Origin of the sequence: Streptomyces mutomycini (assembly GCF_001700505.1) — a bacterium.
In the GTDB taxonomy this organism is placed as follows: domain Bacteria; phylum Actinomycetota; class Actinomycetes; order Streptomycetales; family Streptomycetaceae; genus Streptomyces; species Streptomyces mutomycini.
Genome location: NZ_MAPV01000043.1, coordinates 1 through 26,228 on the forward strand (window position 1 = coordinate 1; position 26,228 = coordinate 26,228).

Genomic DNA, 26,228 nt, shown 5'->3' on the forward strand with positions numbered 1-26,228 from the left:
GTCCACGAGCGCCACCCCGTCCCCGGGCGCCACGGACCCCAGCACCAGCCCCGGAACGGGCGAGACTTCGAGCGGCAGCCCCAGCGACCGTCCGACGCAGGGCAGTCCGTCGCCCACGAAGAAGCCGACGAAGACGCCGACCACGTCGCCCAGCGAGTCCGAGACCCCCAGCGAGTCCCCGAGCGACCCCGAGACCCCGACGCCCACTCCGTCGGAATCGGAGACGACCACGGACCCGTCCATGTCCGACTCCGCGAGCGGCCCGGCCGACACCGTCACCGCGTCGACGACGCAGGACGGGCCCGGTTCCCCGACGACCGCCTGAGAGCGCAGAACGCCGTACGGACCCGGAACCGGGTCCGTACGGCGTCACCGGGGCGCCGGCCCCGGATCAGAACAGTCGCAGCTTGTCGTCCTCGATGCCGCGCATCGCGTCGTAGTCGAGGACCAGGCACCCGATCCCGCGGTCCGTCGCCAGCACCCGTGCCTGCGGCTTGATCTCCTGAGCCGCGAACACGCCCCGCACCGGCGCCAGATGCGGATCACGGTTGAGCAGCTCCAGGTAGCGGGTCAGCTGCTCCACACCGTCGATGTCGCCCCGCCGCTTCAGCTCCACGGCGACCGTCGCACCGTCCGCGTCCCGGCACAGGATGTCGACCGGGCCGATCGCGGTCGGATACTCGCGGCGGATCAGGGTGTAGCCCTCGCCGATCGTCTCGATGCGGTCGGCCAGCAGCTCCTGCAGGTGCGCCTCCACGCCGTCCTTGATGAGCCCCGGGTCGACACCCAGCTCGTGGGACGAGTCGTGGAGGATCTCCTCCATCGTGATGATCAATTTCTCGCCCGCTTTGTTGACCACGGTCCAGACACCCGCGGTGTCGTCGGCGCCCTCCTTGAGGGTGCACGGCGGGGACATCCAGTTGAGAGGTTTGTACGCCCGGTCGTCGGCGTGGATCGACACGCTGCCGTCCGCCTTCACCAGGATCAGACGGGGGGCGGAGGGCAGGTGGGCAGTGAGCCGGCCCGCGTAGTCCACGGAGCAACGGGCGATGACGAGACGCATGGTCGGCAACGCTACTCGACGACGACGGCTGTACGCGATTCCCGCACCCCTCCCGTACGCGCCCCGAGGGCCGCCGATATGGCTTGCCCCTCTTTGCGACCGTTCGTAGATGGCCGGTTGTGTTCCCAATCTCCTGGTGCGGCCCGGACTGCGCCCTTACCGTGTAAGCAGGAGGTCGCCGTCTGTGTACGCAGCGTCGCCGCCCAGCCCTGCCCGTAAGGCCCCGGCCACCTGGCCGGGGCCGCGAGAGGAGAACCCATGTCGCTCGACGTCTCACCGGCGCTGTTGGAACAGGCCGAGCGAGGCGAGGTCGACGAAGCCGACTTCGTCGACTGCGTCCGGACATCCCTGCCCTACGCATGGGAGATGATCAGCTCTCTGGTGGCTCAGCTGAAGGTCGACGGCGGACAGTTCGCCGACAACCAGACGCCCCCGCCGGACGAGCAGGCACGTGGTCAACTGCTGCGTGCGCTCGCGAGTGATGCGATACGCGGCGCGCTGCAGCGGCACTTCGGAGTGCGCCTGGCATTCCAGAACTGCCACCGCGTCGCGGTGTTCCCGCTGGACGCATCGGTCGACGAGCGACTGGCCCGGTTCACTTCGGTGAGAGGCCAGTTGCTCAACCAGTCGCCCGAACTCCGGGACTGCTGAACGCTTCTGCTGCCGCTTCGGGCCGCGGGAGGTGCAACTGGCTCCGGGGCGGCAGCTCCCGTACCACCGCACCACCAGGACTACCGGCGTGAACGGATCACTTCAGCAACGGCAGCACTTCCGTGCCCAGCCGCTGCACGTTCGTCTCCGTCGCCGCGAGATCGCCCGACCCCTCCACCATGAGGGCGTAGCGGGTGATGCCCGTGCGCTCCGCCGTGGCTGCCAGCCGGTCGGCGGCGAAACGGGGCGGGCCCACCGGATGCAGGCCGCACAGGTACTCCGTGTACGCGACGGGGTCGCGCATCACCCGGTGCCGGCCGTCGACCGTCACATGGGCGTCGAGCCCCTGCCGCAGCCAGCCCGGCATCGCCTTCACGAGCGTCTCCGCGGCGTCCGCGGGACTGTCGGCGATCTGGGCCACCCCTGCGGACACATGTGCTACTCGCTCCACGACCTCCGCCGGCTGACCGGCCTCCCGGGCGGCCGACCGCCACAGAGCGACCGCGTCGGCCTTCTCCTCGTCGCCGCAGTGCATCCCGAGGAGCATCGGCAAACCCTTTTCAGCGGCGAGTTTCACGCTTTTCGGCGACGTGCAGGCGACGATCACCTCGGGACCCGGCGGACCGTCCCCGAGCAGTTCGTCGGCGCGGGGCACGACGGCCACCTCGCGGAAGTCGTAACGCTGTCCGCTCCCCGCGACCCGGGGCTTGTCCAGCCATGCGAGCAGCAGCTCCAGAGCCTCGGGGAAGCCCTTCTCGTACGCCCCGAGCCCGCCTCCGAAGACCTCCAGGTCGACCCATGGGCCGCCGCGCCCCACTCCGAGGGAGAAGCGGCCTCCGCTGGTCAGATGCAGCAGCGCGGCCTGCTCGCCGAGCGCGACGGGGTGCTGGTTCGGCAGCACGCTCACCGCCGTGCCCACGCGGATCCTGCGGGTGCGGCCGAGCAGCAGGGCGGCCAGTGTCGTGGCGGACGGGCAGACCCCGTACGGCACGAAGTGATGCTCCGCGAGCCAGACGGAATCGAGCCCCGACTCCTCCGCGACCTCGGCGGATCTGACGGCCCGGTGCAGGGCCTCGCCCTGCCCCTGGCCCGGGAACTGGGCTGCCAGTACGAACGTTCCTACGCGCATCGCCTTCTGCCTCCTTGCGGCCGACGCGGCTGTCCCCCCTCACGGGCAACAACGTCTGACACGTGCCAAAGGCACGGTCCACGGCGAAGTTGTTGCGATTTTCCGGTAACCCACCCACCCCGTCGCTGCTCACGCGTCACTCCTGACACGGGCCTCGGCCGATGCCTCTAGGCTGGACGGAAACGATCTGCCCGTACCGCCACCCCGTGAGGTGTCCCGTGTCCCCGCGCCGCAACCGCCCCCGAGGCGGCGAGAGTCCCACCCGCAGCCCAGGCGGTGCGGGAGAGCGGTACGGCGGGGGCGGTGCCACGGAGAGCTGGCAGGGCGAGGAGTGGTCGGTGCGCCCGGTGAGCGGCGCGAGCGCGGCGGGCAAGCGCTACCGCTGCCCCGGCTGCGACCAGGAGATCCCCTCCGGCGTCCCGCACCTCGTCACCTGGCCCGAGTTCGGCGGGATCGACGACCGCAGGCACTGGCACAAGGCGTGCTGGAACGCGAAGGACCGCCGCACCACACGGGTGCAGCGGTCCAGGAACGCTCCGCGCTACTGAGTCACACGTCGCGCCGGTCCAGCGACGCGAAGGCGCCAGCCATGGCCACCGCGGTCACACCGAGGATGATCCACAGCGGCTCCCATCCGGTCGGCCCCGACGTGGTCACCGAAGCGTTGTACATCGAGCCGATCTGGTTGGGGATCGAGTACTCGAAGAGGGCCTGCTGCACACGCGCCAGCGTCGGCGAGAACATGAAGATCGCCAGCACCAGCGGGAGCAGCACCACGGCGATCATGACCGTGATGGCGCCCGCGGAGTGCCGGACGAGCGCGCCGACCGCGAGCGAGAGCAGCCCGAGCGTCGCGACGTAGAGGCCCACCCCCACCGTGGAGCGCACCCAGAAGCCGGTGTCGGGTGTCGCGCCGTCGAGCATGGCCGTCTGCAGGACGCCCACGACCCCGGTGGTCACCGTGGTGATGGTGAAGGCGAGCAGGAAGAAGACGACCGCCTTCGCGGTCAGCATCCGCGCCCGGCTCGGGCACGCGGTGAGCGTCGTACGGATCATTCCGGTGCTGTACTCGGACGCGATGGTCAGCACGCCGAGAGTGATCACGCAGATCGATCCGAGCAGCACGCCGAAGAAGCCCAGGCTGAGCACCGGGGTGTCGTCGAGAGGGGCGTCCGAGATGCTCACGACGAACGCGGTGAGCAGTCCGATCCCGACCAGCAGCACGATCATCACACCGAGCGTCCACACCGTGGAGCGGACGGAGCGGATCTTCGTCCACTCGGAGGCGATCGCGTCACCGAGGCCCGGAGTGCGCACGGGGATCGGTGAGGCGTACAGGCCGGCAGGAGCGCCCCGGTGCTGCTGCGGCTGCGGGGGAGCCTGGTGCGCCTGCGGGGGCGGCGGCGGGGTCGCCGGCATCGTCATCGGGAGTCCTCGCTGGTCTTGCGCTCGGTCCGGTCCGCGGTGGCCGCGGGGGTGGGTGCGGGTGCGCCGGCGTACGGGTTCTGTCCCGGGGGCGGCGGGGCGTACCAGCCCTGCTGCGGGACCTCCTGCGGCGACTGCTGGGGCGTGTGGCCGGGCTGTGCGTAGCCCTCGTGGCCCGGCTGCCCGTAGCCGGGCGGCGGCAGCTGGAGGCCCTCCTTGGCGTCCGCCGTGGAGCGGTAGTCCACGACTCCCTGCGTCATCCGCATGTACGCCTCCTCGAGCGACGCGCGGTGCGGCGAGAGTTCCCACAGCCGTACATCGGACTCGTGTGCCAGATCGCTGATCCGGGACAGTCCCAGCCCGGTGACCCGCAGGGCACCGTCCGGTTCCGTCATGACCCCGCCGCCCGCCTCCGTGAGCGAGGCCGTCAGCTTCTCCCGGCACTCCGGCCGGTCCGCCGGGACGCGCACCCGGGCGAAGTCCGCGGAGTTCGCCGAGATGAAGTCGGTGACGCTCATGTCGGAGAGCAGCTGCCCGCGGCCGATCACGATCAGATGGTCGGCGGTGAGCGCCATCTCGCTCATCAGGTGGCTGGAGACGAAGACCGTGCGGCCCTCGGAGGCCAGCTGCTTCATCAGGTTGCGGACCCAGAGGATGCCCTCGGGGTCGAGTCCGTTGACCGGCTCGTCGAAGAGCAGCACCTGCGGGTCGCCGAGCAGCGCGGCGGCGATCCCGAGCCGCTGCCCCATGCCGAGGGAGAAGCCGTTGGAACGCTTCTTCGCGACGTCCTGCAGCCCGACGACGCCGAGGACCTCGTCGACCCGGGCCGCCGGGATGCCCGCCAGCTGGGCCAGGGACAGGAGGTGGTTACGGGCGCTGCGCCCGCCGTGCACGGCCTTGGCGTCGAGCAGGGCCCCCACCTGGCGCGGGGCGTTGGGGAGGCTGCGGAAGGCGTGGCCGCCGATCGTCACGTGTCCGGACGTGGGCCGGTCCAGCCCGAGCATCATGCGCATGGTGGTGGACTTGCCTGATCCGTTCGGACCGAGGAAACCCGTGACGGCACCGGGACGCACCTGGAAGGAAAGGTTGTGCACGGCCGTCTTCGCGCCGTAGCGCTTGGTCAGGCCGACTGCCTCGATCATTCTCCAGCCCCATCGACTTATCTGTCGTCGGGGCCCAGGCCTCGGCCGCACGCCCCCCGTCAAGAGTTAGGAGGATAACCAGCCGCGGGCGGTTCCGGCCAAGCCGTTGTGCGGAGCGTCGGCGCTCCGGCCGCTCAGGCGTCGCGCCTCTTCAGCACCAGGTAGCCGCCGGCCAGGGCCGCCACCACCCACAGCGCCATGATCCCGAGCCCGCCCCATGGCCCGTAGGGCGCCGGATCACTGTTCAGCGCGTCCGGAACCACCTGCATGATCTTGGATCCGGCCTGGTCGGGGAAGTACCTGGCCACGCTCTTGGCACCCGGGACCGCGGAGAGGATCTGCGAGACGAGGAAGAAGAACGGCATCAGGATGCCCAGCGACAGCATGGAGCTGCGCAGCATCGTGGCCACACCCATGGAGAAGACCGCGATCAGCCCCATGTAGATGCCGCCGCCGACGACGGCGCGCAGTACGTTCTGCGCACCGATGTCCGTGCCCCGGTCGCCGAGCATGGCCTGGCTGAGGAAGAAGGTCACGAAGCTGGTGGCGAGCCCGACCACCAGGGCCAGGACGCCCGCCACCGCGATCTTGCTGAAGAGGAACGACCCGCGCTGCGGCACGGCCGCGAGAGAGGTGCGGATCATGCCGGAGCTGTACTCCGTACCCACCACGAGGACACCGAAGACGACCATCGCCAGCTGCCCCAGGACCGTTCCGGAGAAGCTCACGAACGTCGGGTCGAAGGTGGCCTGCTCGGCGGCGGACAGGTCGTCGAACTGGCTGTTCAGCAGGGCGCTCAGGGCGGCGCCCATGGCGACGGTGACCACGAACGCGGAGATCAGCGTCCAGATGGTCGACGAGACCGTGCGGATCTTGGTCCACTCGGAATTCAGGACCGCGGGTACCGATGCCACCGCCGTCACACCCCCTTCGTCGCGTCGCCGGCCAGGCCGCCGGACTTCTGCTGGTTCCACTGGTCGCCCCAGTGCGGGCCCACCGGCGGTGGCTGGGCCCCGTCGCGGTCGGAGTGGGCGTGGTATTCCACGGAGCCCGCCGTCATCTGCATGAACGCCTCTTCCAGGGACGCGCGCTGGGCGCTCAGCTCGTGGAGCACGACCCCGTGCCGGCCCGCGAGCTCACCCAGCCGTTCCGGGGCCTCGCCGTCGATCTCCAGCGTGCCGTTGCCCGACTCGACCGCGACGACGCCCTCCGCGTGCAGCAGGTCGCGCAGGCGCTCCTGCTCCGGGGAGCGCATCCGTACGAAACTGCGGGAGTTCTCGCGGATGAAGTCGGCCATCGAGGTGTCCGCGAGCAGCTTGCCCTGCCCGATGACGATCAGGTGATCCGCGGTCAGGGCCATCTCGCTCATCAGATGCGAGGAGACGAAGATCGTCCGGCCTTCCGAGGCGAGGGCCTTCATCAGATTCCTGATCCAGTGGATCCCCTCGGGGTCCAGACCGTTGACGGGTTCGTCGAACATCAGGATCTCGGGGTCGCCGAGCAGGGCGGCGGCGATCCCCAGCCGCTGGCCCATGCCCAGCGAGAAGCCCTTGGACTTCTTCCTCGCCACCGCGCTCAGGCCGACCGTGTCCAGCACGTGCGAGACCCGGCTCGCCGGGATGCGGTTGCTCTGGGCCAGGCACAGCAGGTTGTTGTACGCGCTGCGCCCGCCGTGCATCGACTTGGCGTCCAGCAGTGCCCCGATGTGCTTGAGCGGCTCCTGGAGGTCGCGGTAGTGACGGCCGTCGATCCGCACCGTGCCGCTGGTGGGGTTGTCGAGGTCGAGCATCATCCGCATGGTCGTGGACTTGCCCGCGCCGTTCGGGCCGAGGAACCCGGTAACCATGCCCGGTCTGACCCGGCATGACAGATGGTCGACGGCAACCTTGTTGCCGAAGCGTTTGGTGAGGCCGTCGAGCTCGATCATGCGCTTACGCTAGAACGGCCGCGCGCCCGGCGCCACCACAAAGGCGGAACCGGGCGCGCGGAGTTACGCAGCCGACGTGCGTGCCGTCGCTCAGCGGGTCTGCTGGGCGGGGACCCCACGGGTCGCGGACTCGTCCTCCGCCGGGGAGCTCGCGGCGGCGACCGCGGCACCCGTCAGCGTCGCCAGCATCTCGCGGACGTTGGTCAGCTGGGCGTTGATCGAATCGCGGCGGTTGGTGAGCGCCGCCAGCTCGCGCTCGGATTCGCTGCGGATCCGGTCGGCCTTGGCGTTCGCGTCCGCCACGATGTCCTCGGCCTGACGCTGAGCGGTCTCCACCGTCTGGCGGGCGCGGCGCTCGGCGTCCGTACGGAGCTTCTCGGCCTCCAGGCGGAGCTGCTCCGCGCGGTGCTCGATCTCGGCGAGGCGCTTCTCGGCCTTCGCCTGACGGGACGCGAGGTCGCGCTCCGACTGCTCGCGGCGCTTGGCGAGGTTCGTCTCGAAGTCCGCGGCGGCCTGGGCGGCCTTGGCGCGGGTCTCCTCGAAGAGGGCGTCGGCCTCCTCGCGCTTCTGCTGGGCGTCCTTCTGCGCGTCGCTGCGCAGCGTGCTCGCTTCGCCCTTGGCCTTCTCGACGATGCGGACGCCCTCGTCGTCCGCCTTCGCCTTGCGCTCCGCGGCGAAGGTCTCCGCGTCGTTGCGCACCTGCTGGGCGGCCGACTCGGCCAGCTCACGGTGCTGCTCGGCCGCGCGGCGGGCCTCCTCACGCAGGTCCTTCGCCTCCTCCTCGGCGAGGCGGAGGATCTTCTCCACGCGGGCGCCGAGCCCGGCGTACGACGGCTCGGCGTCGTTGACCTGGGCCTGGGCGTTCTGCGTTTCGAGGTGGAGCTCCTCGATGCGCTTTTCCAGAGAGGTGATGCGGGCGAGCGCGCTGTCACGGTCGGCGACGAGTTTGCTGATGCGGTCGTCCACCTGACCGCGGTCGTATCCACGTCGCACGAGCTCGAAGCCGAAGGGGGAGGAAGGGTCGCTCATGGGGTTCCTGTCGAATGAGACCGGTGAGGTGTTAGAGGGAATCCTAGGGGCCTGAGCGGCGTGTCAACGTGAAGATGCCGCTTTGGTATGGAGAATGACACCCCTTTTGAGTGGCTGACCCCCGGAGTGCTTGCGAGCCGAAGGGTTGAATGTTCATGACGAAAAGGGTGGGCGGCTACCCGTCCGACGCCTTGCCCCCCGACCGCGTACCCGCCGCCGCGCCGGCCTTGACGCCCCCGGCGCCTCCGCCCGAGGCCTTGCCCGTTCCGCCCGGAGCCTCGAAAGACTCCAACGCCTCCAGCACGTCCTGGACACGGGAGATCTCCGTATTGATGTCCTCGCGCCTGCGGACCAGCAGGTCCAGTTCACGGCGGCCCTCGTCGACCATCTGCTTGGCCTCGGCCTCGGCGTCGGCGCGCAGCTTCTCGGCCACCCGGGTCAGCTCGGCCTTCTTGGTCTCGGCCTCCTTGAGGAGCGACTCGGCGCGCTTCACGGCCGAGATACGGACCTTGCTCGCCTCCGAATTCGCCTCCGACAACAGCTCCTTGGCCTTGGCCTCGGCCTCGGCCCGCTGTTCCGTGGCCGCCTTCATCAGCTTGTCGACCCGCTCGCCGGCCGTCTTCATCTGCTCGGAGGTCTCGCGCCGGGCGCGCTGGTGCAGTTCCTCGATCTCGCTCTCGATCCGGGCCCTGAGCTCCTCCGCCCGCTCCCGCGTGGCGGTGGCGTCCCGGCGGGCACCGACGAGCAGCTCGTCCGCGTCCGTACGGGCCCGCTCCACCAGGGAGTTGCCCTCGACCGTCGCCTCCGAGGTGATCCGCACGGCCTCGTTGCGGGCGGCTCCGACCATCCTGTCGGCCTGCTCCTCGGCCTCGGTGGCGGCTCGCAGCGCCTCCTCCTGGGCCTTCTCGACGAGCTGGTCCGCCTGTTCGGCGGCGTCGGCGCGGCGCTTCGCCGCGGTCTCTCGGGCCTCGTCCAGCAGCCTGTCCGCCTCCTGGCGTGCCTCCGCGCGCAGTTGCTCCGCCGCGGCCTCGGCGTCGGCGCGCAGCCGCTCCGACTCCTCGCGGGTGCGGGCCGCGTGCTCCTGGGCCGACCCGACGGTCTGTGCCGCCTCCGCGCGCAGCCGTTCCGCCTCGTCGGTCGCCTCTCCGACGAAGCGTTCCGACTGCTCGGTCGCCTCGGTACGGATCCGCTCGCTCTCGCTCGTCGCCTCGGCCATGAGCCGGTCGGCCTGCGCAGCCGCCTCGGAACGGATCCGGTTGGCGTCCTCACGGGCCTCGCCGCGTGCCCGCGAGGCGTCCTGCTCCGCCGACGCGAGGGCGTCGGACGCCTCCGTGCGGACCCGCTGGCTGTACTCGGAGGTGTCCGAGCGCAGCTTCTCCGACTCGGCGATGGCCTCGGAGACGGTCCGCTCGGCCAGCGCCTTCGCGGCCTCCGACTCCTCGTGGGCGACCTGACGGATGCGGTTCGCGTCCTCGGAGGCCCGCTCGCGCTCGGCGTAGGCGTCGGACCGGACCCGGTCCGCCTCCTCCTGCGCCTCGGTCCGCGTCCGCTCCGCCGAGTGCTCGGCGGCCGAGCGCAGCCCCGTGATCTCCTCCTCGGCCTGTTCCTGCAGCCCGGCGACGGAGTCCCGCACCTGCTGGGCGGTCTGCTCGGCCGCGGAGACCAGCTCCGCGGCCCGGCTCTCCGCCTCCTCGACCAGCCGCTGCGCCTCGGCCTGGGCCTCCTCGACCCGCTTGCGGGCGGAGGCGAGGAGCTCCTCGCTCTGCTCGCGGGCGCGCTCGCGGACCTGTTCCGCCTCGGCACGCGCGGAGCCGAGCGTCTCCTCGGCGGCCCGGCGGCGGCGGTTGGCCTCCTCCTGGGCGGCGGCCAGGGCCTCGGCGGCCTCCGTACCGACCCGCTCGGCGGCGGCCGCGGCCTCGGAGCGCACCCGGTCGGCGCTCTCCTGTGCCTCGTTCTTCAGCCGCTCCGCCTCGGCCGCGGCCTCGCTGCGCAGCCGTACGGCCACGGACTCGCCCTCGGCGCGGGAGCGCGCGGCATCGGCGGCGGCCTCGGTGCGCAGCCGCTCGCCCTCCGTCGTCGCCTGCTGCTGGAGCGTACGGATCCGCTCGGCCGCCTCCGTACGCAGCCGCTCGGACTCCTCGCTCGTCTCGCGGCGGATCCGCTCCGCCTCCGTGCGCGCCTCGCCGAGTGCCCTCTCCGCTTCGGCGACCCGGGACTCGGCCTCGGTGTGCAGCCGGGCCAGCTCCTCGGCCGCCTCGGACTTACGGGCCTCGACGCCGCGCTCGGTCTCCTCGCGCAGCTCCTCGGCGGCCTTCTCCGCGGCGGCGGTCAGCGCGGCGGCCTGCTCCTCGGCCTCGGAGCGCACCTTCTCCGCCTCGGCACGGCTGCGTTCGAGCGCTTCCTCGGCCTGCTTGCGCAGGGTGGCGGCACGCTCGGCCGCCTCGGTCCGTACGCGCTCGCTCTCGGTGCCCGCGGAGGTGCGCAGCTCCTCGGCGCCGGCCTTGGCCTTGGTGAGCAGCTCCTCGGCGGTGCGGGCACCCTCCTCGAGCTGCTGGACGGCCTCGCGGCGCGCCTCGCCGCGGATCCGCTCGCCCTCGGCCACGGCCTCGGAGCGCAGCTGCTCGGCCTCGCCGCGGAGCCGGCGTGCCTCCTCCTGCAGCTCGACGGTCTTGGCCCGGTACTCCTTGGTGTCGTCCTTGGCCGCGCCCTTGAGCTGGTCGGCCTGCTCGGCGGCCTCGCCGCGCAGCCGGTCCGCCTCGGCCTCGGCCTCACGGCGGATCCGGTCGGCCTCCTCGCGGGCCGACCTGGTGGTGGACCTGGCGTCGTCGGAGGCCTTGGTCAGGACCTCCTCGGCGCTCCGGGCAGCCTTCGCGAGCTGGGCGGCGGCCTCCTCGGCGGCCAGGGTGCGGGCCTTCTCGGCGGCCTCCGCGACCACCCGCTCGGCCTCCGCACGGGCGTCGACGAGCGCCTGTTCCGCCTCTTCCTTGAGCGTCTCGGCCTGCTTGGTGGCCTCGCCGACCAGCCGGGCGATCTCGGACTTGGCCGTACGGGTGCGCTGCTCGTTCTGCGACTCTGCGCCGGCCAGCCGCTTGACCGCGGCCTCCTTCGCCTCGGCCAGGACCTTCTCGGCCTCCAGCCGGGCCTCGCGCAGCCGGGTCTCGGCCTCCTGCATGCGCTGCTCGGCCGCACGGTTCAGCTCGGCGGTCTGCTGCCGGGTCTGCTCGGTCTCGGCGGTGGCCGTCGAGCGCAGTTGCTCTGCGTGACCGGTGGCCTCCTGGGCCTGGGCGGAAGCGGCCTCCAGCAGCCGCTCGGCGTCCCGGCGGGCCCGCAGCAGGGTCGCCTCGGCGTCGGCACGGGCCGACTCCGCCTCGGAGTTGATGCGCCGACGGGTCTCGTCGGCGAGCCGTGCCGCCTCGGCACGGGCGGCGGCCAGCGACTGCTCGGACTCCGCGCGCGACTCGTCCAGGAGACGACGCGCCTGGGATTCGGTCCTGGCCCGCAACTGCTCGGCCCAGGCGACGTTCTCGTTGACGTGGGACTCGACGGTCTGGCGGCGCTCCGCCAGTTCCTGGTCGAGCCGCTGGCGCCGCTGCACCGCCTCGGCGTGCAACTCGGCCTGGAGCCGGGCCTGGTGCTCCGCGTGCTCCTGCAGGATCCGCTGCGTCTGCGCCCTGGCCTCGCGCAGCTCGCGCTCGGCGTCCGTACGGAGCTGATCGGCCTGGGTCTGGGCGTTGCGGAGCATCTGTTCGGCCTGGTAGCCGATGTCCGCGCCGTCGTGTGCGGGACGGGTCGCCAGACTGCGCCGCGCCTCGTGCAGCTTGGCGCGCAAGACCTCGACCTGGTAACCGAGGTCCTCGGCGTGCTGGACGGCCTTCTCGCGGTCGGTCTTCAGCCGGTCCATCTCGGCTTCGATCCGCGAGAGATGGTCGTCAGCTCGGTGGCTCTGCTGGCTCTCGTAGCCCCGCACTGCGCGGTCCCATCCTTCCCCGAGCTCTCAACTTAGTTCGAGCAGGGGAGGCCCCAACCCTGGTCACAATTCTCCATACGAGTACCGCTCGCCGGCGAGCGGTCCCCCGGGGAATGGTGACAGATCAACGGCACGGCCCCGACCCGGCCCCGGCCCGGAACAGCCCACTCTACCGGGCCGGGTTTCGGTCGGGTCAGTGCTCTGTTGCCGAGGTGACCAGTTCCGTCAGTACGCCGTGGCAGTCCTTGGGATGGAGGAAGGTGATCCGGGAGCCCATCGACCCGGTCCTGGGCTCGTCGTACAGCACCCGGACGCCCTTCCCCCGGATGCCGGCGGCGTCCGCGTCGACGTCCGCGGTCCCGAACGCGATGTGGTGCACGCCCTCACCGTTCTTGGCCAGCCACTTCCCGACGGCCGAATCCTCCCGGGTCGGTTCGAGCAGCTGGAGGTAGGAAGCCCCGCCGTCCGAGGTCTCGTTGATCTTCAGCATGGCCTCCCGGACGCCCTGCTCCTCGTTGATCTCGGTGTGGTGCACCTCGAAGCCGTAGGTCGCGCGGTAGAACTCCACCGTCTTGTCGAGGTCGAAACAGGCGATTCCGATGTGGTCGATTCGAGTCAGCATGGAACCAGTGCAGCGCCCCGGGGATGGTTACGCAACGTGCGCGCGATCACACCCGATGCCGGATGACGGGCGCGGTACCGCTCAGTACATTCATGTAAACCCTCGTTCACAACCGATCCCAAGGGGCTGCGCCTCATGTCAGGAACGACCGGAACCACCTCAGTGATCGTCGCGGGCGCGCGGACGCCCATGGGCCGTCTTCTCGGCTCGCTGAAGACCCTCTCCGGAGCCGATCTGGGAGGCTTCGCCATCAAGGCGGCGCTGGACCGGGCCGGGATCGGCGGCGACCAGGTCGACTACGTGATCATGGGCCAGGTGCTCACGGCCGGGGCCGGGCAGATCCCGGCACGCCAGGCGGCCGTCAAGGCCGGAATCCCGATGAACGTCCCCGCGCTCACCGTCAACAAGGTGTGCCTGTCGGGGCTGGACGCGATCGCCCTCGCGGACCAGCTGATCCGCGCCGGTGAATTCGACATCGTGGTGGCCGGCGGCCAGGAGTCCATGACCAACGCCCCGCACCTGCTTCCGAAGTCCCGTGAGGGATACAAGTACGGTGCGGTCCAGATGCTCGACTCGATGGCCCACGACGGCCTGACCGACGCCTACGAGAACATCCCGATGGGCGAGTCCACCGAGATGCACAACACCCGCCTCGGCCTGACCCGCGCCGACCAGGACGAGATCGGCGCCCTGTCCCACCAGCGCGCCGCCGCCGCCCAGAAGAACGGCATCTTCGAGGCCGAGATCACCCCGGTCGAGATCCCGCAGCGCAAGGGGGACCCGGTCCTCGTCTCCAAGGACGAGGGCATCCGCCCCGAGACGACCACCGAGTCGCTCGGCAAGCTGCGCCCGGCCTTCTCCAAGGACGGCACCATCACCGCCGGCACCTCCTCGCAGATCTCCGACGGGGCCGCCGCGGTCGTCGTCATGAGCAAGGCGAAGGCCGAGGAGCTGGGCCTCCAGTGGATCGCCGAGATCGGCGCCCACGGCAATGTGGCGGGCCCGGACACCTCGCTCCAGTCGCAGCCGTCCAACGCCATCAAGCACGCCCTGAAGAAGGAGGGCATCGGCGTCGAGGACCTCGACCTCATCGAGATCAACGAGGCCTTCGGGGCCGTCGCGGTCCAGTCGATGAAGGACCTCGGCGTCACCTCCGACAAGGTCAACGTGAACGGCGGCGCGATCGCGCTCGGCCACCCCATCGGCATGTCCGGCGCCCGTGTGGTGCTGCACCTGGCGCTGGAGCTGAAGCGGCGCGGCGGCGGCACCGGTGCGGCGGCGCTGTGCGGCGGCGGCGGCCAGGGCGACGCGTTGATCATCCGCGTACCGGGCAAGTAGTCACCGTACGAGCGAGCGAGGAGGCCGAGTGAAGGTGGACGTCCCCACCCTGGTCGAGCAGGCACGTGAGGGCAGGCCGCGTGCGGTGGCCAGGCTCATCTCCCTGGTGGAGGGGGCCTCGCCGCAGTTGCGCGAGGTGATGGCCGCCCTGGCACCGCTCGCGGGGCACGCCTATGTCGTGGGCCTGACCGGATCGCCGGGTGTCGGGAAGTCGACCTCGACGTCGGCGCTGGTATCCGCCTACCGGAAGGCCGGCAGACGGGTCGGGGTCCTGGCCGTCGACCCGTCGTCGCCGTTCTCGGGGGGCGCGCTCCTCGGTGACCGGGTCCGTATGTCTGAGCACGCCTCCGACCCGGGCGTCTACATCCGCTCGATGGCCACCCGCGGTCACCTCGGCGGCCTCGCGTGGTCGGCGCCGCAGGCGATCCGGGTGCTGGACGCGGCGGGCTGCGAGGTGATCCTCGTGGAGACGGTGGGGGTCGGCCAGTCGGAGGTGGAGATCGCCTCCCAGGCCGACACCTCCGTCGTCCTCCTCGCCCCGGGCATGGGTGACGGCATCCAGGCGGCGAAGGCCGGAATCCTGGAGATCGGCGATGTCTACGTCGTCAACAAGGCCGACCGGGACGGCGCGGACGCCACCGCGCGCGAGCTCAACCACATGCTGGGCCTGGGGGAGTCCCGCGGGCCCGGCGACTGGCGGCCGCCGATCGTGAAGACGGTCGCCGCCCGGGGCGAGGGGATCGACGAGGTCGTCGAGTCCCTGGAGAAGCACCGGGCGTGGATGGAGGAGCACGGAGTCCTCGCCGAGCGGCGCACGGCACGTGCGGCCCGCGAGGTCGAGACGATCGCCGTCACCGCGCTCCGTGAGCGGATCGCCGATCTGCACGGCGACCGCCGGCTGGACGCGCTCGCCGAGCGGATCGTGGCCGGAGGCCTCGACCCGTACGCGGCGGCGGACGAGCTGGTCGCGGGACTCACCGGCGGGAACTGACGGTTCCCCGGGCGGCGTGCGGGCCGCCCGGGAATCCGTCCTCCCGCACCGTGCGGGGCCGGGGTCAGTCGTCGTCGTTGTCGTCCCTGTCGTCCGCGTCGCCGTCGGCCCCGTCGTCGTCCTGATCGACGGTGACCTTGCCGCTCTTCGCGTCGACGCGCAGTTCGTGGCCCTTGCCGTCCTCGCCCGCCACGTCGACGTCCCAGTGCGGCGTCCGCCCACCCCGGTCGTCGTTGTCGTCGTCGGCCCGGTCGTCGTCGAGGTCCACGGACGTCACCGTGCCGGGCTGCGCGGCGAGAGCCGCCTTCACTGCCGCGTCCAGGGAGACGCTCGCGGAGCGGGGCGCGTGCCGGTCGCGGTCGTCGTTGTCGTCGTCCTCGCGGTGCGACAGCACCTTGCCGTTCCGCGCGTCCACGGTCACGTCGTGCCAGACCTTGTCGGAGCCGTACACATCGAGCTCCCAGACGGTACGGGCGCTGTCGTCGTCATCGTCCAGCCCGGCCTCGGTGACCGTGCCGGGGACGGCCTTCAGCGCGGCGCCGACCGCCTCGTCGAGCGCGATCCGCGCGGTCTTCGCCGCCCCGGTGCTCCCGGCGTCTCCGCGCGGCCCCGCCGTCCGGTCCGTGCCCGCCGCCGTCCGGTCGTCGACGCCCCCGCTGCCGGAGTCGGCGAATGCGGCGGTCGTGACGAGCCCGCCTCCGACCAGCACGGCTGCGGTGAGAGCGGCGACTGCGATGTTGCGCTTCATGGTGGGTTCCTCCCCGATGGGATCTGCGGTGCGACGGGTTCCACACTGGCGGTGCGATGCTGAACGCAGCCTGAAGCCACCTGAAGGCGCCTTCAGGTTCGGTTTGGGAAGCTGTCCCCATGCGCCTGTTGATCGTGGAGGACGAGAAGCGCCTGGCGACGTCCCTCGCGCGGGGACTCACCGCCGAGGGCTTCGCCGTGGACGTCGTGCACGACGGCCTGGAGGGCCTGCACCTGGCCGGTCAGGGCGTCCACGACCTCGTGGTCCTCGACATCATGCTGCCCGGGATGAACGGCTACCGGATCTGCGCCGCCCTGCGCGCCGCGGGCCACGAGACTCCGATCCTGATGCTGACGGCGAAGGACGGGGAGTACGACGAGGCGGAGGGCCTCGACACGGGCGCCGACGACTACCTGACCAAGCCGTTCTCGTACGTCGTGCTCGTCGCCCGGGTCCGGGCGCTGCTGCGCCGGCGCGGAGGCTCCGCCTCCCCGGTGCTGACCGCCGGCACGCTGCGGATGGACACCGCCGCCCGGCGGGTCCACCGGGGTGAGGAGGAAGTCGCCCTCACGGCCAAGGAGTTCGCCGTCCTGGAGCAGCTCGTACTGCGGGCGGGCGAGGTGGTCAGCAAGGCGGACATCCTGGAGCACGTCTGGGACTTCGCGTACGACGGCGACCCGAACATCGTCGAGGTCTACGTCAGCACCCTGCGCCGCAAACTCGGCGCCGCGTCGATCCGTACGGTACGGGGCGCGGGCTACCGGCTGGAGGCCCTGTGAGGTCCGTACGCGCCAGGGCCGCCCTGGGCGCCACCCTGGTGGTCGCCATCGCCCTGACGGCCGCGGGACTCGCCGTCCTGATGGTGCTGCGCGGCAACCTGACGGACCGGGCGGGCCTGGAGGCCGAGGTGGCCGCACGCGAGGTGGCCGGGCAGCTGGCCCTCGGGGCGACCTACGCGGAGCTCGAGCTGGGTGACGAGGACACCCACCCCGTCCAGGTGACCGACGAGCAGGGGCGCGTGGTGGCCGCCTCCAAGGACCTGGAGGCGATCTCGGGAACGGGCACGGCAACGGTCGTACCGATGCCGTCGGCGCCGGTCCGGAGCCCGGGCGACGACGATGACGACGACGATGACGGGGGCGACCCGGCCCGGGGCGAGGTCTCCTCCGACCCGCCGGACTTCGTGAACGGCTCCGCCACCGTCGACGGCGACACGGCGGACTACCGCTTCGCGGCCGTCGAGGCGACCACCGGGCGGGACGTCACCCTGACCGTCCACGCCGGCGCCCCGCTCGCGGCCGAGCAGGAGGCCGTGGACACCGTGGGCACCTCGATGCTGACCGGGCTGCCCCTCATGCTGCTCGTCGTCGCCGGAGTGACCTGGCTCGTCACCCGGCGTGCTCTGCGCCCGGTCGAGGGCATCCGGCGGGAGATGGCCGCGATCACCGCGTCCGAGGATCTCAGCCGCCGTGTGCCCGAGCCGGACTCACGGGACGAGATCGCGCGGCTGGCCCGCACCACCAACGAGACCCTCACCGTGCTGGAGGCCTCGGTCGACCGGCAGCGGCGCTTCGTCGCCGACGCCTCGCACGAGCTGCGCAGCCCGATCGCCTCGCTCCGCACCCAGCTGGAGGTGGGGGAGGCGCACCCGGAGCTGCTGGACGTGCCCGGCGCGGTCGCCGACACCGTACGGCTGCAGGCGCTGGCCGCGGACCTGCTGCTGCTCGCCCGGCTGGACGCGGGGGAGCGGCCGGGGCGGACGGCGGTCGGCGTGGGCGCGCTGGTCCGCGAGGAGGTCTCCCAGCGCACGGCGGACCGGATCCCGCCGGAGGTGTCCGTCGCTGGTCACGGGGCGCTCGAAGTCGTCGGCTCGCGTGGGCAGCTGGCCCGGGTGGTCGGCAATCTTCTGGACAACGCCCAGCGTCACGCGGAGCGTTCGGTGGCCGTGTCGGTGCGGGAGGACCGGGGGGACGTGCTCGTGGAGGTCGCCGACGACGGTGCGGGCGTCCCCGAGGCCGAACGGGCCCGGATCTTCGAGCGCTTCGTGCGCCTGGACGACGCCCGCAGCCGTGACGACGGCGGGGCCGGGCTCGGTCTGGCGATCGCCCGGGACGTGGCCTCCCGGCACGGAGGCACCCTCACGGTGGGCGAAGCGCCGGGCGGTGGAGCGCTGTTCACCCTGCGGCTGCCCGGCAAAGCCGGGACGGAACCGGAACCGGGGCGTCAGGCCGGAAACCGCTGATGCGGGCTACGGCTTGCCGCGCCGCCCGCGCAGGTGCTCCGCGATCGGGGTCAGGGCCGCGTGCAGTCCGCCGAGCTCCTCGGGGGAGAGCAGATTCATGAAGTGCCTGCGCACCGACTCGACATGGTGGGGCGCGACCTTCCGCATCGTCTCGCCGCCCAGGTCCGTGAGGACAGCGAACAGCCCGCGCCGGTCCGACTCGCAGTGCTCGCGGCGCACCAGGCCGGCGTTCTCCATGCGGGTGATCTGGTGCGAGAGCCTGCTCTTGGACTGCAGGGTGGCGCCGGCGAGATCGCTCATCCGCATGCGCTGGTCCTCCGACTCCGAGAGGTTGACCAGGATCTCGTAGTCGTTCATGGTCAGGCCGAAAGGCTGGAGATCCTTCTCCAGCTGATGCGTCAGCAGCCTGCTGACGTCCAGGTGGGTGCGCCAGGCGCACTGCTCCGCATCGGTCAGCCAGCGGGTGGCCGTCTCGGTCTCCATGTATGAATTCTACCTAAGATGTTGAAAGCCGGACGAATTCAGGGTGTGTGACTCCGGGCACGTACCCCGGGACGTCACGCTCCGCAGACTACCGCTCACAGCCCGAAGCGACGCTGGAGGTCCCCCAGCTGACCGGGCATGCGGGGCGTGGAGCCGTGTTGACCGCCTCCGGGGCCGCCGCCCGGCACGCCGGGCTCGTGCGGCACCGCGCCGGTCGCCTGTTCGGGCATCAGCACCTCGGTCGACTGGAGCAGTACCGTACCCGCCCCGACGAACTCGAACTGGTGCTCCTCGCCCGAGGTCCCGCCGATCCCGGTCAGTGAGCGCAGCCCGCCCATCACACCCGTCATGTAGCCGTGATCGTAGTGGTGGCACGGCGAGGGGCAGTCCGCCCATCCCACGAGCGCCTGGGGGTCCACCCGCAGCGGCGGCTCCATGAAGACCACCGGGCCGTTGGACGCGGCGACGAACTTCCCCGTCCCGATCAGCGTCAGGAAGCCCGGCACGATCGACTGCTTCAGCGCCAGCGTCGGCTGGTAGGCGAGCAGGTTGCCGGACCGGATCGTCAGGTTGCCGTCCTCCAGGTCGAAGGAGTTCACCTCGAAGGCCCGGTCGGCGAGCAGCATCTTGCCGCTGCCCTCGGCCACCACCCAGTCGCTCGCGTGCAGCGGGGAGTGGAAGCTCGTACGGATCAGCCGCTCGAAGCGCCCGTGCCCGATGCCGTTGAAGTCGATCTGCCCGTAGTAGGCGATCATCTTGCCCTTCTGGAGGAACCACTGGCTCCCCTTGAGCTCCACGCAGAAGGTGTACGCGTTGACGTTGTCGTTGGACGGCAGCGTCATGGGATCGAAGATCCCCTCGGGCCTGGACGTCCTGGGGATGCCCCGTTCGGGCGTGCTCACAGCTTCTCCTCCGACGCCTGGACGTACACCGCTCCGCTGCCGCTGAGCTCCAGCTGGAACGCCTCACCGGAACCGCGCCCCACCATGTCGCGCCAGCCGAGCGCGGTGGACAGCTTGTTGGTCACGTCCCCGTGGTGGGCGACGTACGCCTGCGGGTCCACGTGCACCGGCCTTCCCGGCATGATCGGCAGCTCGATCACCCCGCCGTGCGCCATCACGGCCACCGCACCGTGGCCCTTGAGCGTCGTCGTGAACAGACCCTGCCCGGTCACCTGGCCGCGCACCATGCCCATCACCCCGCCCTGCGAGCCCATGAACATGGTGCCCTGCTGGAGGGTCCCGTCGAAGGCCAGCAGCCGGTCGGCCTCCACGTAGAGGGTGTCGCCGGAGAGGCCGATCACCTGGATGTGGTGGCCGCCGTGGCCGAACATCACCGTTCCGCTCCCCTCGACGGTCATCAGGGGCGCCGCCTCGTTCGCCACCCGCCGGCCGATCATCGACCCCAGGCCGCCCTGTCCGCCCTGGATGTTCGGGGTGAACGAGACGTCGCCCCGGTACGCGAGCATCGCGCCGCGCTGGCTGTACATCTTCTGGCCGGGCACCACCACGGCCTCGACCATCTTCGAGTTGATCTCACGGAACGGCATCAGACATCGCCCCCGACGGTGTTCCGCTCGCTGGGCTGTACGTAGACGAGTCCGTCGCCCTCGAAGCGGATCTGGAAGGACTCGCCGGAGCCCTCACCCATGAGCGTCCGGAAGTTCACCCCGGACTGGAAGTGCTGCTGGAGGCTGCCCTGGTGGGCTATGTAGGCGCCGGGGTCGACGTTCAGCGGGTACTGGGGTGTCACCCGCAGCACCACGGCGGAGCCGTCCGACATGATCGCCGCCTGGCCGGTGCCCTCGACGGTCGTGGTGAACAGACCGTTGCCGCTCGCCCCGCCGCGCAGGCCCGTGAAGGAGGTGCCGGTGCGCAGCCCGGCGTCGGTCGCCAGCAGGTTGCTGGCCTCGACGTACAGCGTCTCGCCGTGCAGCGAGACGAGGCTGATCTCGCTCGCCCGGTCGGCGAAGTAGCAGGTGCCCTGCCCCTTCACCTCCATCATCACCATCTGCTCGCCGGTCAGCCGGCGGGTCACCATGCCGCGCAGGCCGTCACCGCCGCCGGACATCTTCTTGAACGCCATCCGGCCGTCGTACGCGACCATCGAGCCGTTCTTCGCCTTGACCGCGTCACCCGTCAGGTCGACGGCGAGCGTCTTGCTGCCTTGGAGTCGGAACATCGCCACAGTGCGACGTTAGCCGCACGGGAGCCCGGCGGACAGGGCCGGGCGGACGATCCCGACCCCGACATGACCCTGATATGCGGCGATACGTGCCGCGAGGTCCGCGCGGGCCCCCCTGCCTCCGGGAGCGCGGGGCGATGCCACAATGACTGTGCTTGTGCCTGCGTTCACAAGCCGACACGCCCCTCCCACCGAAGGTGCCCTCGTGGACATCAAGACAGCTTCCGCCCTGCACCGGCTGCGCCTCATCTCGCTTCCCGAGGCGCTGTCCTTCCCGGCGCTGCTCATCTTCGGCTCGCTGCTCATGCGGGTCTCGGACATCGACTTCCTGATGCCGCCCCTCGGCGCGCTCCACGGCCTTCTCTTCACGATCTACGTCGTGTTCCTGCTGGACGTCTGGGTCAAGGCCAAGTGGCCGCTCAAGCGCGTCGCGCTCTTCTTCCTCCTCGCGGTCGTGCCCTTCGGCGGCCTCTACGGCGAGAAGCTGCTCAAGAAGTACGAGGCCGACGGCGTCATCGCCGCCCGCGCCCGCGCCGAGGGCACGGTGAACGTGTGATCGTCGCCTTCTCCGTCAGCCCCCTGGGTGTCGGAGAGGACGTCGGTGAGTACGTCGCCGACGCCGTACGCGTCGTCCGCGAGTCCGGGCTGCCCAACCGCACGGACGCGATGTTCACCTCCGTCGAGGGCGAGTGGGACGAGGTCATGGACGTCGTCAAGCGGGCCGTCGCCGCCGTCGAGGCCCGGGCGGGCCGTGTGTCCCTGGTGCTGAAGGCCGACATCCGGCCGGGCGTCACCGACGGCCTGACCTCCAAGGTCGAGACGGTGGAACGGCACCTCGCGGGCTGACGCCCCGTCCGTGTGTCCCTCGCCGGAACCCCCGCCGCCGTCAACGCGCCGGGGGTTCTTCCGTTCGGTGGAAGAAGACCGCTCACTCGGCCCTCCCGGGTCGACACCTCGCAGGGTTTCCCCTTCTTTGGTGGTATCGGCATATTCGACCGCTGGAGGCGCGATGCCGTCGGACGGACACGATCACGACAACCGCTGCCGGCTCACGGGGCAGCCCGCGGAAGGGCCCGTGCCGGTGAACCGGGTGCGGTACCGGGGTCTGCTCCCCGCAGAGAAGGGCCGCACGGGAGCGGTCCTCGTCGCGGGGCTCGCCCCCGCGTTCACCGGAGCGCTGCTGCTCGGTGCCCTGCTGACCACCGGGGCCGGCGCCCGGCTCGTGCTCCCGGACACCGTGCTGCTCCTGACGCTCTGCCCGTTCGCCCTGGCCGTGCTGGTCAACGCGGTCCTGGTCGCGCACGCCGTGAGGGTGGCCGGGGAGCCGGTCCCGGTGGCGTCCGAGCCGGGCACCGGGGTCGCCTTCCTCGCCACGTACGTACCGGGCGAGGAGCCGCTCTCCGCTGTGCGGGCCGTGCTGGAGGGTGCCGTACGGCTGCGGCACTCAGGGCCGCTGGACGTCTGGCTGCTGGACGAGGGTGACGACCCCGAGGCGAGGATGCTCTGCGCCGAGCTCGGCGTGCACCACTTCACCCGGCGGGGGGTGCCCGAGTGGAACCAGGAGAAGGGGCCGCACGAGGCCGGGGCGGAGCACGGAAACCACAACGCCTGGATCGCCAAGCACGGTGACGCCTACGGACTCCTCGCCTCCGCCGGCCCCGGCCACGTCCCCCACCCGGACTTCCTGGAACGGACGACGGGCTACTTCCGCGACCCCGACACCGCCTTCGTCGTCGGCCCGCAGGTCCACGCGCACCAGGACCCCGAGCCGCGGTGGTTCCTCCTCCGGGCGCTGGTCCAGCGCGTGGGCAACCGCTACGGCGCGCCCGTGCTCGCCGGCTCCGGCGCCGTCGTACGCGTCGAGGCGCTGCGCGGGGCCGGCGGCTTCCGCTTCCGGGCCGCCGGCGACATGGCCACCGGGCTCGAGATCCACCGCCGCCGCAACCCGCTGACCGGACGGTACTGGCGCTCCGTCCACACCCCCGGCGTACCGGACGCGGAGGAGACCGCCGGCTGCCGGCAGGACCGTTCGCGGGGACTGTACGGGACTCTGCTGCCGCTGTACGGGAAGGCATTGTTCCGGGTGTCTCCCGGCAGACTCCTCGGCTACACGCTGATGCTCCTCCACCAGCCCGTGGCGGTCGTCGGCTGGGCGCTCTGCGCGCTGACCTGGCTGCTGTTCCCGATGAGCCTCTGGGCCCTGCTCGCCCTCCCCGCCGCCGTGGCGCCGGCCGCGGCGCGGTCCCTCACGCTGCTCCTGGAGCGCCGGATCCGTGCGGCCCGCGACCACGCGCCGCGTCCCGCCCAGGAGACGGAGCACACCCCTGCCGCGGCTCCCGCCGGAGGGAACTGACCGCACGGTGCCGGCCGGTCCAGGGACTCGGCACGGCCCTCGCGGGACTGGCGGCGGAGTTCCTCCCGGTGCACCAGGTGGTCGCGTACCCGGGCGCGGGGCACGGTCCGCACGCTCCTGCTTGTCGCGGAGGTGCGTAGAACACGTATCCGGTACCGAAGTGCGAGACGGGGCTGACCGGCATGTGACCACTGGGTATGGTCGTGCCGTGCCGAAGCCCCTCAGCCTCCCCTTCGATCCCATCGCCCGCGCCGAAGAACTGTGGCAACGGCGCTGGGGGCCGGTGCCCTCCATGGGGGCGATCACGTCGATCATGCGGGCCCAGCAGATCCTGCTCGCCGAGGTGGACGCCGTGGTCAAGCCGTACGGGCTGACCTTCGCCCGCTACGAGGCGCTGGTCCTGCTCACCTTCTCCCAGGCCGGTGAGCTGCCGATGTCCAAGATCGGCGAGCGTCTGATGGTGCACCCCACCTCCGTGACGAACACCGTCGACCGGCTGGTGCGCTCGGGGCTGGTCGACAAGCGCCCCAACCCCAACGACGGGCGCGGAACCCTCGCCTCCATCACGGACAAGGGCCGCGAGGTCGTGGAGGCGGCCAGCCAGGACCTGATGGCGATGGACTTCGGACTCGGGGCGTACGACGACGAGGAGTGCGCCGAGATCTTCGCCATGCTGCGCCCGCTGCGGGTGGCCGCCCAGGACTTCGAGGACCGGTAGCCGCGGGGCCGGGGCGCCGCAAGATCGCCCCGGCCGTCCGGTTAGGCTCGATGCCATGAAACGCAGCGTGCTGACCCGCTATCGGGTGATGGCCTACGTCACCGCCGTCATGTTGATGATCCTTTGCGTGTGCATGGTCTTCAAGTACGGATTCGACACCGGTGAGAGTCTGACCTTCGCGGTCTCGCAGCTCCACGGCGTCCTCTTCATCATCTACCTGATCTTCGCCTTCGACCTCGGTTCCAAGGCGAAGTGGCCGATCGGCAAGCTGCTCTGGGTACTGGTCTCCGGCACCATCCCGACGGCCGCGTTCTTCGTCGAGCGCAAGGTCGCGCGCGAGGTCGAGCCGCTGATCACCGACGGCTCCGCGCAGGCCGTCAAGGCCTGACCGCAAGCACCTGAACCGCCCCGCGCGAAGCGCCGGGCGGTTTGCCGTCGACATTTACTAGGACGTCCTAGTAAATTTGTTTCCATGGACGCATCTGCGATCGAGGAAGGCCGCCGTCGCTGGCAGGCCCGTTACGACAAGGCCCGCAAGCGCGACGCGGACTTCACCACGCTCTCCGGTGACCCCGTGGAGCCCGTGTACGGGCCCCGCCCCGGCGACACGTACGAGGGGTTCGAGCGGATCGGCTGGCCCGGCGAGTACCCCTTCACCCGGGGACTCCACGCCACCGGTTACCGGGGCCGCACCTGGACGATCCGCCAGTTCGCAGGCTTCGGCAACGCCGAGCAGACCAACGAGCGGTACAAGTCCATCCTGGCCAACGGCGGCGGCGGGCTCAGCGTCGCCTTCGACATGCCGACCCTGATGGGCCGCGACTCCGACGACCCCCGCGCGCTCGGCGAGGTGGGCCACTGCGGCGTCGCCATCGACTCCGCCGCCGACATGGAGGTCCTGTTCCAGGGCATCCCGCTCGGCGACGTCACCACCTCCATGACGATCAGCGGACCCGCCGTCCCCGTCTTCTGCATGTACCTGGTCGCCGCCGAGCGCCAGGGCGTCGACCCGGCCGTGCTCAACGGCACGCTCCAGACCGACATCTTCAAGGAGTACATCGCGCAGAAGGAGTGGCTGTTCCAGCCCGAGCCCCATCTGCGCCTCATCGGCGACCTGATGGAGCACTGCACCCGGGACATCCCGGCCTACAAGCCGCTCTCGGTCTCCGGCTACCACATCCGCGAGGCCGGGGCCACGGCCGCGCAGGAGCTCGCGTACACCCTCGCCGACGGCTTCGGATACGTGGAACTCGGCCTGTCCCGCGGCCTGGACGTCGACACCTTCGCCCCCGGGCTCTCCTTCTTCTTCGACGCGCACCTCGACTTCTTCGAGGAGATCGCCAAGTTCCGCGCCGCCCGCCGGATCTGGGCCCGCTGGATGAAGGAGACCTACGGCGCGAAGACCGACAAGGCGCAGTGGCTCCGCTTCCACACCCAGACCGCCGGTGTCTCGCTCACCGCCCAGCAGCCGTACAACAACGTCGTACGGACCGCTGTGGAGGCGCTCTCCGCCGTCCTCGGCGGGACCAACTCCCTGCACACCAATGCCCTGGACGAGACGCTCGCCCTCCCCTCCGCACAGGCCGCCGAGATCGCGCTCCGCACCCAGCAGGTGCTCATGGAGGAGACCGGTGTCGCCAACGTCGCCGACCCGCTGGGCGGTTCGTGGTACGTCGAGCAGCTCACCGACCGCATCGAGGCCGACGCCGAGAAGATCTTCGAGCAGATCAGGGAGCGCGGCACCCGGGCGCACCCGGACGGCAAGCACCCCATCGGTCCGATGACCTCCGGAATCCTGCGCGGTATCGAGGACGGCTGGTTCACCGGCGAGACCGCGGAATCGGCCTTCCGGTACCAGCAGTCGCTCGAGAAGGGCGAGAAGCGGGTCGTCGGCGTCAACGTCCACCACGGGTCCGTCACCGGTGACCTGGAGATCCTGCGGGTGAGCCACGAGGTCGAGCGCGAGCAGGTGCGCGAGCTCACCGGGCGCAAGGCGGGCCGCAAGGACGGAGAGGTCCGTGCCGCGCTGGACGCGATGCTGGCCGCCGCACGCGACGGCTCGAACATGATCGCGCCGATGCTGGAGGCCGTCCGGGCGGAGGCCACCCTGGGCGAGATCTGCGGGGTGCTGCGCGACGAGTGGGGCGTCTACACGGAGCCGCCGGGCTTCTGACCCACGAGCCGGGCCCCGGGCTTCCGGCCCGAGGCCCGGTCAC

Annotated in this window: 27 protein-coding genes; 12 read left to right on the forward strand and 15 right to left on the reverse strand. The window is 71.2% G+C overall.

Going from position 1 to position 26,228, the window contains the following annotated elements; genetic code table 11:
• Together BFF76_RS06830 and nucS are read right to left on the reverse strand one after the other, a co-directional pair.
• On the reverse strand, positions 1-243 hold a 243-nt coding region (locus BFF76_RS06830), incomplete at its 3' end, for a hypothetical protein (RefSeq protein ID WP_208604823.1).
• Positions 244-391: 148 nt separating this feature from the next.
• The gene (gene nucS / locus BFF76_RS06835) at positions 392-1,063 is read right to left on the reverse strand and encodes an endonuclease NucS (RefSeq protein ID WP_031091505.1); all 672 of its coding nucleotides are present in this window, start codon (positions 1,061-1,063) and stop codon (positions 392-394) included.
• 258 nt (positions 1,064-1,321) lie between these two features.
• On the opposite strand from nucS, the gene BFF76_RS06840 reads away from it, so the two are divergent.
• The gene (locus tag BFF76_RS06840) at positions 1,322-1,714 is read left to right on the forward strand and encodes an SCO5389 family protein (protein ID WP_014154035.1); all 393 of its coding nucleotides are present in this window, start codon (positions 1,322-1,324) and stop codon (positions 1,712-1,714) included.
• 97 nt (positions 1,715-1,811) lie between these two features.
• Here BFF76_RS06840 and BFF76_RS06845 read toward each other — a convergent pair whose 3' ends face one another.
• Positions 1,812-2,843 (reverse strand): LLM class flavin-dependent oxidoreductase, encoded by a 1,032-nt coding sequence (locus BFF76_RS06845; RefSeq protein ID WP_065847625.1) that lies wholly within the window; start codon positions 2,841-2,843, stop codon positions 1,812-1,814.
• A 218-nt stretch (positions 2,844-3,061) separates the two neighbouring features.
• On the opposite strand from BFF76_RS06845, the gene BFF76_RS06850 reads away from it, so the two are divergent.
• Positions 3,062-3,391 carry a hypothetical protein gene (locus tag BFF76_RS06850; protein WP_031091507.1) on the forward strand — a complete coding sequence of 110 codons (330 nt, stop codon included), beginning with the start codon at positions 3,062-3,064 and terminating at the stop codon, positions 3,389-3,391.
• A 1-nt stretch (position 3,392) separates the two neighbouring features.
• On the opposite strand, the gene BFF76_RS06855 is transcribed toward BFF76_RS06850, so the two are convergent.
• The 7 genes from BFF76_RS06855 to mce form a co-directional block, all read right to left on the reverse strand.
• Entirely contained in the window at positions 3,393-4,268 is an 876-nt protein-coding gene (locus BFF76_RS06855; RefSeq protein WP_031091508.1) for an ABC-2 transporter permease, read from the reverse strand.
• Positions 4,265-5,410 (reverse strand): ABC transporter ATP-binding protein, encoded by a 1,146-nt coding sequence (locus BFF76_RS06860; protein ID WP_031091509.1) that lies wholly within the window; start codon positions 5,408-5,410, stop codon positions 4,265-4,267. Before BFF76_RS06860 ends, BFF76_RS06855 begins: the two co-directional genes overlap by 4 nt.
• 134 nt (positions 5,411-5,544) lie before the next feature.
• On the reverse strand, positions 5,545-6,324 hold the full coding sequence (locus BFF76_RS06865; RefSeq protein ID WP_031091510.1) for an ABC transporter permease: 780 nt from the start codon (positions 6,322-6,324) through the stop codon (positions 5,545-5,547).
• A gap of 5 nt (positions 6,325-6,329) precedes the next feature.
• A complete protein-coding gene (locus BFF76_RS06870) occupies positions 6,330-7,337 on the reverse strand; it encodes an ATP-binding cassette domain-containing protein (protein ID WP_031091511.1) in 1,008 nt (335 codons plus the stop codon).
• A gap of 90 nt (positions 7,338-7,427) precedes the next feature.
• Positions 7,428-8,366 (reverse strand): coiled-coil domain-containing protein, encoded by a 939-nt coding sequence (locus BFF76_RS06875; RefSeq protein ID WP_031091512.1) that lies wholly within the window; start codon positions 8,364-8,366, stop codon positions 7,428-7,430.
• A gap of 175 nt (positions 8,367-8,541) precedes the next feature.
• Positions 8,542-12,333, reverse strand: a complete 3,792-nt coding sequence (gene scy, locus BFF76_RS06880; protein WP_053929370.1) for a polarized growth protein Scy — start codon at positions 12,331-12,333, stop codon at positions 8,542-8,544.
• 193 nt (positions 12,334-12,526) lie between these two features.
• A complete protein-coding gene (gene mce / locus BFF76_RS06885; protein ID WP_031091515.1) occupies positions 12,527-12,955 on the reverse strand; it encodes a methylmalonyl-CoA epimerase in 429 nt (142 codons plus the stop codon).
• Between the two features lie 135 nt (positions 12,956-13,090).
• Between mce and BFF76_RS06890 the strand changes: the two genes are divergently transcribed.
• On the forward strand, positions 13,091-14,293 hold the full coding sequence (locus BFF76_RS06890; RefSeq protein WP_078850530.1) for an acetyl-CoA C-acetyltransferase: 1,203 nt from the start codon (positions 13,091-13,093) through the stop codon (positions 14,291-14,293).
• A 28-nt stretch (positions 14,294-14,321) separates the two neighbouring features.
• Positions 14,322-15,284 (forward strand): methylmalonyl Co-A mutase-associated GTPase MeaB, encoded by a 963-nt coding sequence (meaB, locus tag BFF76_RS06895; RefSeq protein ID WP_053929369.1) that lies wholly within the window; start codon positions 14,322-14,324, stop codon positions 15,282-15,284.
• Between the two features lie 64 nt (positions 15,285-15,348).
• Here the strand turns inward: meaB and BFF76_RS06900 are convergent, their stop codons facing one another.
• The gene (locus BFF76_RS06900) at positions 15,349-16,032 is read right to left on the reverse strand and encodes a PepSY domain-containing protein (protein WP_065847628.1); all 684 of its coding nucleotides are present in this window, start codon (positions 16,030-16,032) and stop codon (positions 15,349-15,351) included.
• 119 nt (positions 16,033-16,151) lie between these two features.
• Here BFF76_RS06900 and BFF76_RS06905 point away from each other — a divergent pair, with 119 nt between their 5' ends.
• Entirely contained in the window at positions 16,152-16,811 is a 660-nt protein-coding gene (locus BFF76_RS06905; protein ID WP_031091521.1) for a response regulator transcription factor, read from the forward strand.
• Positions 16,808-18,274 (forward strand): sensor histidine kinase, encoded by a 1,467-nt coding sequence (locus tag BFF76_RS06910; RefSeq protein WP_065847630.1) that lies wholly within the window; start codon positions 16,808-16,810, stop codon positions 18,272-18,274. The genes BFF76_RS06905 and BFF76_RS06910 overlap by 4 nt, the downstream gene beginning before the upstream one ends.
• A gap of 6 nt (positions 18,275-18,280) precedes the next feature.
• On the opposite strand, the gene BFF76_RS06915 is transcribed toward BFF76_RS06910, so the two are convergent.
• From BFF76_RS06915 to BFF76_RS06930, 4 genes are all read right to left on the reverse strand, one after another.
• On the reverse strand, positions 18,281-18,757 hold the full coding sequence (locus BFF76_RS06915; protein ID WP_031091523.1) for a MarR family winged helix-turn-helix transcriptional regulator: 477 nt from the start codon (positions 18,755-18,757) through the stop codon (positions 18,281-18,283).
• A gap of 95 nt (positions 18,758-18,852) precedes the next feature.
• On the reverse strand, positions 18,853-19,599 hold the full coding sequence (locus BFF76_RS06920; protein WP_031091524.1) for an AIM24 family protein: 747 nt from the start codon (positions 19,597-19,599) through the stop codon (positions 18,853-18,855).
• A gap of 56 nt (positions 19,600-19,655) precedes the next feature.
• A complete protein-coding gene (locus BFF76_RS06925; RefSeq protein WP_031091525.1) occupies positions 19,656-20,306 on the reverse strand; it encodes an AIM24 family protein in 651 nt (216 codons plus the stop codon).
• Positions 20,306-20,938 (reverse strand): AIM24 family protein, encoded by a 633-nt coding sequence (locus BFF76_RS06930; protein ID WP_031091526.1) that lies wholly within the window; start codon positions 20,936-20,938, stop codon positions 20,306-20,308. Before BFF76_RS06930 ends, BFF76_RS06925 begins: the two co-directional genes overlap by 1 nt.
• 208 nt (positions 20,939-21,146) lie before the next feature.
• Here BFF76_RS06930 and BFF76_RS06935 point away from each other — a divergent pair, with 208 nt between their 5' ends.
• The 6 genes from BFF76_RS06935 to BFF76_RS06960 all read left to right on the forward strand — a co-directional run bounded on the left by BFF76_RS06935 (position 21,147) and on the right by BFF76_RS06960 (position 26,185).
• Positions 21,147-21,497 carry a DUF3817 domain-containing protein gene (locus BFF76_RS06935; protein ID WP_031091527.1) on the forward strand — a complete coding sequence of 117 codons (351 nt, stop codon included), beginning with the start codon at positions 21,147-21,149 and terminating at the stop codon, positions 21,495-21,497.
• The gene (locus BFF76_RS06940; RefSeq protein ID WP_031091528.1) at positions 21,494-21,787 is read left to right on the forward strand and encodes an MTH1187 family thiamine-binding protein; all 294 of its coding nucleotides are present in this window, start codon (positions 21,494-21,496) and stop codon (positions 21,785-21,787) included. The genes BFF76_RS06935 and BFF76_RS06940 overlap by 4 nt, the downstream gene beginning before the upstream one ends.
• 163 nt (positions 21,788-21,950) lie before the next feature.
• Complete coding sequence (locus tag BFF76_RS06945) at positions 21,951-23,294, forward strand: glycosyltransferase family protein (RefSeq protein WP_053929366.1); 1,344 nt, start codon at positions 21,951-21,953, stop codon at positions 23,292-23,294.
• Between the two features lie 208 nt (positions 23,295-23,502).
• On the forward strand, positions 23,503-24,012 hold the full coding sequence (locus BFF76_RS06950) for a MarR family winged helix-turn-helix transcriptional regulator (protein WP_031091531.1): 510 nt from the start codon (positions 23,503-23,505) through the stop codon (positions 24,010-24,012).
• Between the two features lie 55 nt (positions 24,013-24,067).
• Positions 24,068-24,400 (forward strand): DUF3817 domain-containing protein, encoded by a 333-nt coding sequence (locus BFF76_RS06955; protein WP_031091532.1) that lies wholly within the window; start codon positions 24,068-24,070, stop codon positions 24,398-24,400.
• An 84-nt stretch (positions 24,401-24,484) separates the two neighbouring features.
• Entirely contained in the window at positions 24,485-26,185 is a 1,701-nt protein-coding gene (locus tag BFF76_RS06960) for a coenzyme B12-dependent isobutyryl-CoA mutase large subunit (protein ID WP_031091533.1), read from the forward strand.
• The last annotated feature ends 43 nt before the right edge of the window (positions 26,186-26,228 follow it).